The organism is Taklimakanibacter deserti (assembly GCA_003574785.1).
The window spans coordinates 324,359-337,284 of the sequence record QORU01000004.1 but is presented as its reverse complement, the minus strand read 5'-3'; the positions used below and the strand labels follow the sequence as shown (position 1 = coordinate 337,284).

The following is a 12,926-nucleotide window of genomic DNA, read 5'->3' as shown; positions in this document are numbered from 1 at the left end:
CGGCATGAAGCCGCTGCAGGGGCGCAGCGCCGTCATCACCGGCGGGCTGACGGGACAGGGGCTCGAAATCGCCAAGGCTTTGGCGGAGGCCGGGGCCCATGTCGCCGTCGGCTCCTATGTCAGTGAAGCGAGCGGGCGGCGGGGCGATGCCGCGGCCTATCCGGATCCGCAAGAGATCACCGCGGTCCGCGAGACGCTGCAGGATTTTGGCGCCAAGGTCTTCGCCGGTCATCTCGATGTGCGTGACCTTAAGGTGATCGATGAGTTCATCGCCGCCGCCGACAAAGCCTGCGGGCCAGCGGACATACTGGTGAATGCCGCGGGCACGACTGCCGAGCAGCCGGTCTCGGGCCATTCGGACGAGCTGTGGCTCAAGATCATCGACACCAATCTCAATGGCGCCTTCCGCATGACGCGCAAGCTCCTGCCGGGCATGATCGGGCGCCATTGGGGCCGCATCATCAACATCGGCTCGACCGCGGCAACGGTCGGCTGGAAGGACAATCCGGCTTATTGCGCCTCCAAGTCCGGCCTGCTCGGCCTCACGCGCTGCGTGGCGCTGGAAGGGGCGCCGCATGGCGTCGCTTGCGTGATGATCAGCCCGACCTGGGTCGAGACCGAGCTCATGCGCCGCAATGTGGCCCAGGTCGTCGCGCGCGAGGGCAAGGGACGGACGCTGGAAGAGGCAATGGCCGATATCGCCCAACAGAATCCGCAGCAGCGGATCATCCAGCCGCAGGAGATCGCGGCGCTGGCCGCCTTCCTGTGCAGCGATGCAGCGCGCGGCATTACCGCGGAGAATATCCAGATCACCGGGGGTGCACTCTGGTAGCAAACAACAACTAGGGAGAGAAACATGCAGAGACTTCTATTTGCCTGCGCCGGATTGAGCCTCCTCTGCGCCAGCCATGCGCTGGCCGCCGAGAGCGAAACCTGCAAGAAGGTGCGCTTCTCCGATGTCGGCTGGACCGACATCACCGCGACCACCGCCACCGCCTCGGTCATCCTGGAAGCGCTGGGCTACAGTCCGGAGACGCAGGTGCTGTCGATCCCGGTCACCTATGCGAGCATGAAGAACAAGGATGTCGATGTCTATCTGGGCGACTGGCAGCCCAGCATGGAAGCCGACCGCAAGCCCTATCTCGACGACAAGTCGATCGAGGTCGTGGCGACCAATCTGACCGGCGCCAAATATACTTTCGCGGTGCCGAAATATGTCGCCGATGCCGGGGTCAAGGATTTCGCCGATCTGCAGAAATTCCCCGACCGCTTCGAGAAGAAGATCTATGGCATCGAGCCCGGCAACAACGGCAACCGGATGATCCTCGACATGATCGGCAAAGGCGATTTCGGCCTGAAGGGTTGGGAGGTGGTCGAATCGTCCGAGCAGGGGATGCTGGCCGAGGTGGAGCGCGCGGTCAAAGCGGAGAAGTGGATCGTGTTCCTGGGCTGGGCGCCGCATCCGATGAACACCCGCTTCAAGATCGACTATCTCTCGGGCGGTGACGCCTATTTCGGTCCCAATTACGGCGGCGCCGAGGTGCTCACCAATATCCGCAGCGGCTATGGGACGGAATGTCCCAATGCGGCGAAGCTCGCCGCCAATCTGCGCTTCACGCTCGATATGGAGAACGAGATGATGGGCGCCATCCTCGATGAAGGCAAGGATCCCAAGGCGGCGGCGAGCGAGTGGCTGAAGAAGCATCCCGATGCCGTCACGCCCTGGCTTGCCGGGGTTACGACTTTCGATGGCGGTGACGCCGCAGCGGCGGTCAAAACGAAGCTCGGCCTCTAAGCTATTCCGTCAGAAGCCGGCCGAGCGGCGGAGACCAGGCAACCCAGACTTCGCCGCTCGCCGGGACATGCGATTCAGCTCCCGAGATCTGCTGCGAAACTGTGACCGGTTTCGCCTGGCTGTCGAGCTTCACGAGAAACTGGCGGCGAGCGCCGAGATAGGTCTCGGCCATGATCCGGCCTTTGACCGCATTGACATCCGCTGCCGGCTTTTCGACCGAGAGCATCAGCTTCTCAGGGCGCACGGCGAGATAGACCGGCACGCCCGTCGTGAGCGGCTGCGCCGTCGGGGCCACGAACCGGCCGGCGGTCGTGTCGATCGCGGCCTTGCCTTGCGAGAAGGAAGCGACCTTGCCTTCGAACAGGTTCATGTTGCCGATGAACTCGGCCACCTCGCGGCAATTCGGGTTCTCATAAAGATCGTTCGAGCGTGCGATCTGCAATACCTTGCCGGACGACATGACGGCGATGCGGTCCGACAGCGTCAGCGCCTCCTCCTGGTCATGCGTCACGAATACGAAAGTGATGCCGACATTGCGCTGCAACTGGCGCAGTTCGAGCTGCATCTCCTCGCGCAGCTTCTTGTCGAGGGCGCCCAAGGGTTCATCGAGCAGCAGCACCTTGGGCCGGCAGACCAAGGCGCGGGCGAGCGCCACGCGCTGGCGCTGGCCGCCGGAAAGCTGATGCGCGCCGCGCTTGCCCAATCCACCGAGCTTCACCAGTTCGAGGGCCGCGGCAACGCTGGCGCGGATCTCGTCCTTGCTCATCCTACGGTTCCTCAGGCCATAGCCGACATTCTCCTCGACATTCAGATGCGGAAAGATGGCGTAGCTCTGGAACACCATGTTGGTGGGGCGCTTGTTAGCCGGCACATGGGTCATCGGCAGGCTGTCGATGAGGATCTCGCCTAGGGTCGGATGCTCGAAGCCCGCCAGCATGCGCAGGAGAGTGGTCTTGCCGCAGCCCGATGGGCCGAGGAGAGAGAAGAACTCACCGCGCTTGATCGAGAAGGAGACGCCGTCGACGGCCGCCACCGTGCCGAAATGCTTGGAGACGCCACGGATATCGATCACATCGCCGCCACTCTCAGCCATGTCAGATGTCTCCCGGGGAATTGGACTGGACGCCGCGGCGGCGCAGGATCTCGGCCAGTATCACGATGAGGCCCGAGAAGAAGAGGATAGTGGATCCGAGCGCCAGCATGCCGGGGAGCTTGTTGGGAAAGCGCAATTGGCCGAACAGATAGACCGGCAAAGTCGGCTCGGTACCGGACAGGAAGAAGGCGAGCACGAACTCATCGAAAGAGGTGACGAAGCAGAGCAGCAGGCTCGAAACGATGCCGGACTTGGCCAGCGGCAGCGTCACGCGCAAAAACGTCATCCAGGCATCTTCGCCGAGATCGCGGGATGCCTCCTCGAGGCTTTTGTCAAAACCCTCGAGCCTCGACATCAGCACCGTCATGGCAAAGGGAATGCAGATGAAGACATGGCTCGCGGCGATGGTCCACAAACTGAGCTCCAGGTCGAGGAAGCGCAGGATGATGATGAGAAGCGCCACGCCGAAGACGATCGAGGGAATGATGAGCGGCGCCGACATGGCGGTGAGGATGGCGCCGGCGCCGGGGAGCTTGTAACGCGTCAGGGCGATGGCGGCAGGCAGGCTGACGGCGGTGGCGATGACCGCCGTTGCCGTGGCGACGATCAGGCTGTTGCGCAGGGCCTGGAGGAGGCCGGTATTCCGGGCCATCTCGGCATAGTGGCGGAAGGTCAGGCCCTTGAGCGGGAAGGTGGCGAAGGTGCTGTCATTGAAGGAGAATAACGGCGCCAGCAATATCGGGCCATAGAGGAACAGCAGGAAGAGAGCGGCATAGAAGAAGAGAAGGCGGGATCGGGATCTCATGCAGTCACCCGGTCCGCGATCTGAGCCGGCGGAAGCCTATGAGCCACAGGAAAAGCGCCACGGCCGCGCCGACCGTCAGCATCATGCATAAAGCGACGGCGGCGCCCAGAGGCGCGTTGTTCTGCTTGAGGAACAGCTCCTGGATGAGGTTTCCGATCATCGTGCCGCCGGGGCCGCCGACGAGAGTCGGCGTCACATAGTCGGCGACAGTAGGGATGAAGACGAGAAGGGCGGCACCAATAGCGCCAGGGGCCGAGAGCGGCAGCGTGACCCGCATGAAGCGCCGCCACCGGCTGTCGCCCAGATCGGTCGCCGCCTCGAGCAGGGAACGATCGATCTTCTCGAGCGAGACGTAAATCGGCAGGACGGCGAAGGCGACCCAGGCATGGACAAGCGTGATCATCACCGCCAGCGGATTATAGAGGAGAAAGGACAGGGGCTCGGCGATGAGGCCGAGTGATTTCAGCCCCGAATTGATGGCGCCGTTGAAGCCCAGCACGATCTTCCAGGCGAAGACCCGCAGGAGATAGCTCGTCCAGAAGGGAATGGTCAGGAGCACGAGCCACAAGGCCTTGCTGCGCGTGACGCGGAAGGCCAGGAAATAAGCCATCGGATAGGCCATCGCGATGACGGCGATGGTGATGATGAGCGACATGACGATGGATTTGAGCAGCAGGATGGCGGGAACCGGATATTCCAACGGGAAGGGTACGCCCATCCAGACAGTGGGCTCCGAGGCGGGTTCGACCAGGGTCCAGTAGTTCGCCAGCGTGAAGCTGCGGTCGATGTCGAAGCCGGTCTGGGTCCAGAAGCTCAAGACCACCATGGCGAGAAGCGGTGCCGCCATCATGACGGTCATGATGGCGATCGCGGGCGACAGGAGGCCATAGCCGATGAGCCAGGGCGGCGCCGTTGAAGGAAGGCGAGGCAAAGCGGGCTCTATTGCTTGAGCGCTTTGACGTCTCCCCAGGCCTTGTTCCATTCGCTCTGCACGGCATCGCTGACCTGGATGAAGAGCGTGCCGTTCTTCATATGCTCGGCCGGATCGGTGATCCCCATATCGGCGACGGCCTGCTTGTCGGCGAGCGCGAAGGATTTGATGTTGGCATGGCCATAGCCCGACTCGTCGATCAAGAGCTTGCCGGTTTCGGGCGAAAGCCAGGCATCGATGAAATCATAGGCAAGGGCCGGATCGGCCTTGCCGGTGTTGAGCAGCGTCAAGCCGCAGAACCAGGTGAAATAGCCTTCCTTGGGCTTGGCATAGGCAATGGGAACACCTTCGCGCTTGACGTTCCTGTAGACGTCGTTCCAGGCATAGGCGGCGACGACCTCGCCCGAGGCCAAGGCCTGTTGCAATTCGGAAGGATCGTTCCACAGGAAGCGGCTGTTCTTCACCGCCTTGACGCCCCAATTCTTCGCCGCCGCGAGGAGTGTCTCGCCGGTCACCTGGGCTGCGTCTTCATATTTGGCGCCGGTCGTCATCATGCCGATGGCGATCGCGACCTCGTTGTCGGTCATGGATACCTTGCCGGCGTATTTGTCGTCGTAGAAAATGCTCCAGCTTTCGTTCTTCGCGAAATCGGCATCGACGAGGTCGGTGCGGTAGGCAATGCTGGAATTGCCCCAGTCGGCAGGCGCCATGACGACCTTGCCGCCCATGACCACGCCGCTCGCCGTCTGCAGAGCGGGAAAGACGTCTTTCCAGTTCGAGAGCTTCGCGGTGTCGATCTCGCTCGCGACCTTGGCATCGACGAAGCGGTTCACCGAATAATTGCACGGATGCATCACATCCGCCTTGAAGCCGGCCAGCACCTTGGCGAGCGCATCCTCCTCGCCCGAGAAGATCGAGAAATTCGGCGCGCCGCCATGCTTGCCGACATAGCTCGTGAAATAACCGGGCGCGTCGTAGCCCGCCCATTCGAGGCAAGTGAGCACTTCGGCGGCCTGCGGCAAGCGCGGCAGCACGACAAGGCCGACGCCGAAGGCGCTGGCCCCACGCAACATGGCACGGCGACTGAGCTTTCCTGAAGCCATTCTGTCGATGAATTTGATGCGCTGCATGATGTTCCTCTCCCCTATCTCTTTTCTACGATTCACGGGCACCCCGCCATTTCCTTAGCATATGAACAGATTGTCCGCAGCACGTGCGAATAGCGAACGCGGGAAGGTCCTGTTTGACTTTCGCTATTGCTTGCCTTTAGTCTGGGCACGGTCGTGCAGGCGACCGACGGTCCGCGTGAAGGGTTGAACCCGCCTCCATCTTCGATGTGATCCACATCTTCTTTCCGGCCCGAGCCGCGGACAGCGGGCCTCATGAAAGAAGGTGTTCAATGACGACGCTTCCCGCACAACCCGATCTCGATTGGCTGAAGAAGACCGCCAAGCAGCGGCTCAAGGCATTGCGCGCCGGCAATCCGGACGCCAAGCTGCATGAAGCCCAGCTCGCCCTTGCGCGTGACTATGGCTTTGCGAGCTGGCGCGCGCTCAAGGCGCATGTCGACAAGGTGAGCATCGACGGCCAGATCATCGCTGCGACGGTGAATGGCAAAGCAAGCGAGCTCGAGCGCCTGCTCGCCGAGCATCCGGCCAAGATCGCGATCACCGGCGGGCAATGGAGCATGCCGCTTCTGCATCTTGCCGCGCAGGGCGGCCATCTCGATTGCGTGAATCTGCTGCTCAGGCTCGGCTTCGACGTGAACCGGCGCGATAAGTTCGACAAGGCCTATGCGTTGCATTGGGCGGCGAGCGGGGGACATCTCGATGTCGTGAAGCGCCTCATCGCCGTGGGCGGCGATGTCGACGGCGAGGGCGACGATCACGAAATGAATGTGATCGGCTGGGCGACGAGTTTTCAGAGGATCAATCGGGACGTTGCCGACTATCTGCTGGCGCATGGCGCCAGGCCGACGATTTTTGCCGCGATCGCGCTCGACCGCGCCGATCTGCTGCGCAGCCTTGTCGCGAAGGACAGAAGAGTGCTCGGCCAACAGATGAGCCGTTTCGAGAATCGCCGCATGCCCTTGCATTTCGCCGTGTGCAAGAACCGGCCGGAGATGGTGGACCTGCTTCTCGAGCTCGGGGCCGATCCCCACGCCAAGGATGACCGCGGCAGGACGCCGCTCAATCACGCCTCGGCGAAGACGGACAGGCGGATCGCAGACTATCTGGTGAAGGCCGGTGCTCATCCGACCGAGCAGAGCGAGAACCGTTTCGACTCCGCCGTGCCGATCCTCAATGTGAAGAATGTCCCCGCCGCTATCGCCTATTATGTGGACAAGCTCGGTTTCCACAAGGAATGGGACTGGGGCACGCCACCCACTTTCGGCTGCGTCTTCCGCGACTCGGTCCGGATTTTCCTTTGCGAAGGCGCGCAAGGCGCTTCCGGCACATGGATCTCGATCTTCATCAATGACGTCGATGCGCTACACGACGATTATAAGAAGAGTGGCGCGATCATCCGCCAGGCGCCCACCAATTTCCCCTGGGGTCTGCGCGAGATGAATGTCGAGGACCTCGATGGCCACCGGCTGCGCCTGGGCAGCGAGGCGACGGGAGCTGCCGATGGGACAGCGCTGGAGGAGAGCAGCGGCTGAGCCTGCGCTGTCAGATCGTGAGATGACGCGTGATCGCCGCGGCCTCGAGATCGGCCGCGGCGCCGGAGACGACGATCTCGCCTCGGGTCATGACGGCGATCGTGTCGGCGAGCTCATGGGCGAAATCGAAATATTGCTCGACCAGGAGGATGCCCATTTGTCCGCGCTCGCGCAGAAAGCGGATGGTGCGCCCGATATCCTTGATGATGGAAGGCTGTATCCCTTCCGTCGGCTCGTCGAGCACGATGACCTTGGGCCGCATCACCAGGGCGCGGGCAATCGCCAATTGCTGCTGCTGGCCGCCGGAAAGGTCGCCGCCGCGCCGGCCCAGCATGGTGGCGAGGACCGGAAACAGCTCGAAGATCTCGGGCGGGAGATTGCGCTGAGTTCCCGGCAAATGGGCGAAACCGGTTTCGAGATTCTCCTTCACGGTCAGCAAGGGGAAAATCTCGCGGCCCTGCGGCACATAGGCGATGCCGCTCTTGGCACGTTCGAAGGGCTTGAGGCCCGTGATGTCACGGCCTTCCAGCATGACCTGGCCGCGCCTCGGCTTGAGCTGACCGATGATGGTGCGCAGAAGCGTCGTCTTGCCGACACCATTGCGGCCGAGGAGACAGCAGACCTTTCCCGTCTCGACGCTAAGCGATACGCCGCGCAGCGCCTGGGCGGCGCCGTAGAACACATCGAGATTGGTGACCGCAAGGGCTGTCATCGTCCGAGGTACACCTCGATGACGCGATCATCGGCGCTCACATGATCGAGCGAGCCTTCGGCCAGGACCGTGCCCTCATGCAGGACCGTGACCTTGACGCCGAGCTCGCGCACGAAGCTCATGTCATGCTCGACGACAATGACCGACCGCTCGCCGGCAATGGATTTGAGGAGGGCTGCGGTCGTCTCGGTCTCGGCGTCGGTCATGCCGGCGACAGGCTCGTCGACCAGGAGCAGCTTCGGCTCCTGCGCCAGAAGCATGCCGATCTCGAGCCATTGCTTCTGGCCGTGCGAGAGCCGGGCGGCCAGCATGTCCTTCTGCGCGCCGAGCCGGATGATCTCGAGAAGCTCATCGAGACGGTTCCTCTCGCCTGCGGACATTCGCCAGAACAACGCCTCGCGCACGTAACGATTGCCGGCGAGCGCCAGCGCCAGGTTCTCCGCCACGGTGAGCCTTTCGAAGACGCTCGGCTTCTGGAATTTGCGGCCGATGCCGAGCTCGGCAATGGCCGCTTCGTCGAGCCGGGTCAGATCGCGCGTCTCGGCGAAGAGAACATCCCCCGTGTCGGGCCGCGTTTTGCCGGTGATGACGTCCATCATCGTCGTCTTGCCGGCGCCGTTCGGTCCGATGACGGCGCGCATCTCGCCCGGCTCGATGATGAGGGAGAGGGCTTTCAGCGCCTTGAAGCCGTCGAAGCTGACATTGACGTCGTCGAGATAGAGGATGGAATTGGCGGCCTTGTCCATGTCTCACTCCGCGGCTTCGGGCTGGGCGGCGGGCACCGGCTGCTTGCCGCCGGCGGCTTTACGATCGAACAGGCCGGCAAGGCCTCTCGGCAGGAAAAGGGTCACCGCGAGGAAGAGGCCGCCCAGCGCGAACAGCCACAGCTCGGGCAGGACACTGGTGAACCAGCTCTTGGCGAAATTGACGAGCACGGCACCGAGGATCGGGCCGAACAATGTGCCGCGGCCGCCGACGGCCGCCCAGATCACCGCCTCGATCGAATTGGCGGGCGCGAATTCACCCGGGTTGATGATGCCGACCTGCGGCACATAAAGCGCGCCCGCCAGGCCCGCGATGCAAGCCGAGACGGTGAAGGCAAAGAGCTTGAAGGACTCGACCCGATAACCGAGAAAGCGGGTGCGGTTCTCGGCATCGCGGATCGCCGTCATCACCGCGCCCAGGCGCGAGCGGATGATGGCGAGGCTGAGCATGAGGCTTGCGCCGAGCGCCAAGCAGGTGGCGGCGAAGAGGGCGGCACGGGTGCCGCTCGATTGCAGGCTGAAGCCGAGAATGTCCTTGAAATCGGTGAGGCCGTTGTTGCCGCCGAAACCCATGTCATTGCGGAAAAAAGCGAGCATCAAGGCGAAAGTCAGAGCCTGGGTGATGATCGAAAGATGGACGCCGCTCACGCGCGAACGGAAGGCGAAGAAGCCGAAGAGAAAGGCGAGCAGGCCCGGGACGAGCAGCACCATGAGGGCCGTGAAGGCGAACCCATCGAAGCCATGCCAGTACCATGGCAACTCGGTCCAGTTGAGGAAGACCATGAAATCCGGCAGCTCCGCATTGCCATAGACGCCGCGGCTGCCGATCTGGCGCATCAGATACATGCCCATGGCATAGCCGCCGAGGGCGAAAAAGGCGCCATGGCCGAGGCTCAATATGCCGCAATAGCCCCAGATGAGGTCGAGCGACAAAGCGAGCATCGCATAGCAGAGATACTTGCCGATGAGCGCCATGGCATAGGCCGGGATGTGGATCGGGCTCGCAGGCGGCGTCAGCAGATGAAGGGCCGGAACGAGGATGGCGATGAGGAGGATCACTGCCAGCGTGATCAGCACGCCACGGTCCTTGCCTAAGAGCCTCGCGATCATGCTTCCACCGCCCGGCCTTTGAGCGCGAACAGGCCGCGCGGCCGCTTCTGGATGAACAGGATGATGAAGACAAGGACGAGTATCTTGCCGAGCACCGCGCCGGCAAAGGGCTCGAGAAACTTGTTGGCAATGCCGAGCGTCAAAGCGGCGACCAGCGTTCCCCACAGATTGCCGACACCGCCGAAGACGACGACCATGAAGCTGTCGATGATATAGGACTGGCCGAGATTGGGGCTGACATTGTCGATCTGGCTGAGCGCCACGCCGGCTATGCCGGCGATGCCGGAGCCCAGGCCGAAGGTCAAGGCATCGATGCGGGCGGTGTGAATGCCCATGGCGCTCGCCATCTGGCGGTTCTGGGTGACGGCGCGCATTTCGAGGCCGAAGCGCGTGTGGCGCAGGATGACGAGGAGGCCCACGAAGACAATGAGGGCGAAGACGATGATGGCGAGGCGGTTGGCGGTAAGAGCGATCCCACCGAGCTCGAGCGAGCCCGACATCCAGGACGGTGTCGCGACCTCGCGGTTGGTCGGGCCGAAGAGGCTGCGGATGGCCTGCTGCAGGATCAGCGAAAGGCCCCAAGTGGCGAGCAGCGTCTCCAGCGCGCGGCCATAGAGGAAACGGATGATGCTTCTCTCGATCAGGATCCCGATGAAAGCGGTGATAAGGAAAGCGAGCGGAATGGCGATGAAGAGCGATTGATCGAGCAGCCAGGGCGCCGAATTGCGCATGATCTCCTGCACCAGAAAGGTCACATAGGCGCCGATCATCACCATCTCGCCATGCGCCATGTTGATGACACCCATCACGCCGAAGGTGATGGCGAGGCCGATGGCCGCGAGCAGCAGAACCGAGCCGAGGCTCAAGCCATAGACGGTATTTTGCGCGGCCTCCCAGAATGCCCGCATGCGCTCGAGGGTGGAGAGGGCTTCGGTGGCGGCGCGAGCGACGGGACCCGAGCCCGCGGCCACGGATGCCAAGAGGGACAGCGCATCCTGGTCGCCGCGCGCCTTGACGATGGTGACGGCAGCAAGCTTTTCCGCTTCGGGTGCGTCGGAGACGAGCGTCAAGGCTGCCATGACCTGCTCCAGGACGAGCTTCACCCGCGGGTCTTGTTCCTTGGCCAAGGCATCCTTCAAGGGCTGCATCGCGGAGAGATCGCGCGAGCGGAAGATGTCATGGGCCGCCTTCAGCCGCACGGCCGGATCGTCCGAGAACAAGGTCAGGTTGCCGAGGATCACCTTGAGCTGTCGCCTGATCTTGTTGTTGATGGCGATCTTGTCGAGATCCGTTGCTTGAGCCTCGCCCAGCTCCTCGCCGGTCGCGGCATTCTCGATGACATTGCCTTCCGCGATGACGACCAGGCGATCGCTCTTGCGGATCAGAAGCTTGTTGTCATTGAGCGCCGTCAAGACCGCGGCGACCCTCATGTCGCCGGTCCCGGCAATGGCGGCGATGGCTTTCTCCTTCTGGGGAAAGCTTGCTGTGTCGAGTCCCTTGATCTCGACCGCAAGATCCGCGGCCATGCCACGCGAGGCCAGGAGCACCATGCAGAGCATGATCCCCATGACGACAGTCCAGGCGCGTCCCGTCATTGGCACTCCGGATCGGGTTAAATGAGGCGGACTCTCAACGAGCCCGCCTCTCTGTGCGGTTCAAGGCAGTAGAGAAGGGGTTAACTGCCCTGGCCGCCACATTTCCCGGTGGCGACATTGAAGTTTCCGCAGCCGAGCGGCTTGCGCCAGTCGGAGATCAGGTCCTTCGAGCCCTCGAGATAGTCCGACCATTCATCGCCGACGACGGTGCCCGAGGTCTGCCAGACGGTCTGGAACTGCCCGTCGGCCTGGATCTCGCCAATGAGCACCGGCTTGGTGATGTGATGGTTCGGCATCATGGTCGAGGTGCCGCCCGAGAGGTTCGCAACGCTGACGCCGATGATCGCGTCGCCGACGGCATCGGGATCGATGCTGCCTGCCTTCTTCACCGCCTCGACCCACATGTTGAAGCCGATGAAATGCGCTTCCATCGGATCGTTGGTCACGCGCTTGTCGTTCTTGATGAAGGTCTTCCAGGTCTTGATGAATTCGGCATTGATCGGCGCATCGACGCTCTGGAAATAGTTCCAGGCGGCGAGATGGCCGACGAGGGGCGCAGTATCGAGGCCGGCAAGCTCCTCTTCGCCGACCGAGAAGGCGACGACCGGGATGTCCTCGGCCTTCACACCCTGATTGCCCAGTTCCTTGTAGAAAGGCACATTGGCATCGCCATTGATGGTCGAGACGACGGCCGTCTTCTTGCCGGCGGAGCCGAATTTCTTGATATCGGAGACGATGGTCTGCCAGTCGGCATGGCCGAAGGGCGTGTAGTTGATCATGATGTCTTCGGCCGCGACCCCCTTGGCCCTGAGATAGGCTTCCAGGATCTTGTTGGTGGTGCGCGGATAGACATAGTCGGTGCCGGCCAGCACCCAGCGCTTCACCGCGCCGCCATCCTCGCTCATCAGATAATCGACGGCCGGGATCGCCTGCTGATTCGGCGCGGCCCCGGTATAGAAGACGTTCTTGGAGCTTTCCTCGCCCTCATATTGGACAGGATAGAAGAGGAGGCCGTTCAGCTCCTCGAACACCGGCAGCACCGACTTGCGCGACACCGAGGTCCAGCAGCCGAAGACCGCGGCGACCTTGTCCTTGGCGAGGAGATCGCGCGCCTTCTCGGCGAAGAGCGGCCAGTTGGACGCCGGATCGACGACCACCGCCTCGAGCTTCTTGCCGAGGAGCCCGCCCTTCTTGTTCTGCTCTTCGATGAGCATCAGCATCACGTCTTTGAGCGTCGTCTCCGAGATCGCCATGGTTCCCGACAGCGAATGCAGGATGCCGACCTTGATCGTCTCCTCGGCGAAGGCCGGTGAGGCGGCAAGCATCATTGGCCCCATGGCGGCAGCGACGAGAAGTCCTCTGCCCCGTCTAACGAAGTCACGTCTGTTCATGCGTCTCCCCTTATGATTATCGCCCCGTCATTGCGACGCAGCGCAAGCTGCGTGCCAGTTGGCCTGGC

12 protein-coding genes are annotated in these 12,926 nt (G+C 62.6%); 3 read left to right on the top strand and 9 right to left on the bottom strand.

Annotated elements, in window-relative coordinates; all coding sequences use genetic code 11:
- Positions 1–4: 4 nt before the first annotated feature.
- A complete protein-coding gene (locus tag DS839_RS10270; RefSeq protein ID WP_119270216.1) occupies positions 5–832 on the top strand; it encodes an SDR family NAD(P)-dependent oxidoreductase in 828 nt (275 codons plus the stop codon).
- 24 nt (positions 833–856) lie between these two features.
- A complete protein-coding gene (locus DS839_RS10265; RefSeq protein WP_119270215.1) occupies positions 857–1,795 on the top strand; it encodes a choline ABC transporter substrate-binding protein in 939 nt (312 codons plus the stop codon).
- 1 nt (position 1,796) lies between these two features.
- Here DS839_RS10265 and DS839_RS10260 read toward each other — a convergent pair whose 3' ends face one another.
- Genes DS839_RS10260 through DS839_RS10245 form a run of 4 tightly spaced genes read right to left on the bottom strand, consistent with a single transcriptional unit; the run spans position 1,797 to position 5,754 of the window.
- Positions 1,797–2,888, bottom strand: a complete 1,092-nt coding sequence (locus tag DS839_RS10260) for an ABC transporter ATP-binding protein (protein WP_119270214.1) — start codon at positions 2,886–2,888, stop codon at positions 1,797–1,799.
- A 1-nt stretch (position 2,889) separates the two neighbouring features.
- Positions 2,890–3,693, bottom strand: coding sequence for an ABC transporter permease (locus DS839_RS10255; RefSeq protein ID WP_119270213.1), 804 nt, complete (start codon positions 3,691–3,693; stop codon positions 2,890–2,892).
- A gap of 4 nt (positions 3,694–3,697) precedes the next feature.
- Positions 3,698–4,624, bottom strand: a complete 927-nt coding sequence (locus DS839_RS10250; protein WP_368911443.1) for an ABC transporter permease — start codon at positions 4,622–4,624, stop codon at positions 3,698–3,700.
- Between the two features lie 8 nt (positions 4,625–4,632).
- Positions 4,633–5,754: an ABC transporter substrate-binding protein gene (locus tag DS839_RS10245; RefSeq protein WP_119270211.1), complete on the bottom strand. Its 1,122-nt coding sequence runs from the start codon at positions 5,752–5,754 to the stop codon at positions 4,633–4,635.
- Positions 5,755–6,023: 269 nt separating this feature from the next.
- Here DS839_RS10245 and DS839_RS10240 point away from each other — a divergent pair, with 269 nt between their 5' ends.
- Positions 6,024–7,286, top strand: a complete 1,263-nt coding sequence (locus tag DS839_RS10240; protein WP_119270210.1) for an ankyrin repeat domain-containing protein — start codon at positions 6,024–6,026, stop codon at positions 7,284–7,286.
- 10 nt (positions 7,287–7,296) lie between these two features.
- On the opposite strand, the gene urtE is transcribed toward DS839_RS10240, so the two are convergent.
- The 5 genes from urtE to urtA form a co-directional block, all read right to left on the bottom strand.
- Positions 7,297–7,998 (bottom strand): urea ABC transporter ATP-binding subunit UrtE, encoded by a 702-nt coding sequence (gene urtE / locus DS839_RS10235; RefSeq protein WP_119270209.1) that lies wholly within the window; start codon positions 7,996–7,998, stop codon positions 7,297–7,299.
- Entirely contained in the window at positions 7,995–8,744 is a 750-nt protein-coding gene (gene urtD, locus DS839_RS10230; protein ID WP_119270208.1) for an urea ABC transporter ATP-binding protein UrtD, read from the bottom strand. Before urtD ends, urtE begins: the two co-directional genes overlap by 4 nt.
- Before the next feature lie 3 nt (positions 8,745–8,747).
- Entirely contained in the window at positions 8,748–9,872 is a 1,125-nt protein-coding gene (gene urtC / locus DS839_RS10225) for an urea ABC transporter permease subunit UrtC (RefSeq protein WP_119270207.1), read from the bottom strand.
- A complete protein-coding gene (gene urtB / locus DS839_RS10220) occupies positions 9,869–11,467 on the bottom strand; it encodes an urea ABC transporter permease subunit UrtB (RefSeq protein ID WP_119270206.1) in 1,599 nt (532 codons plus the stop codon). Before urtB ends, urtC begins: the two co-directional genes overlap by 4 nt.
- Positions 11,468–11,547: 80 nt before the next feature.
- Positions 11,548–12,804: an urea ABC transporter substrate-binding protein gene (gene urtA / locus DS839_RS10215; RefSeq protein ID WP_119270205.1), complete on the bottom strand. Its 1,257-nt coding sequence runs from the start codon at positions 12,802–12,804 to the stop codon at positions 11,548–11,550.
- Between the last annotated feature and the right edge of the window lie 122 nt (positions 12,805–12,926).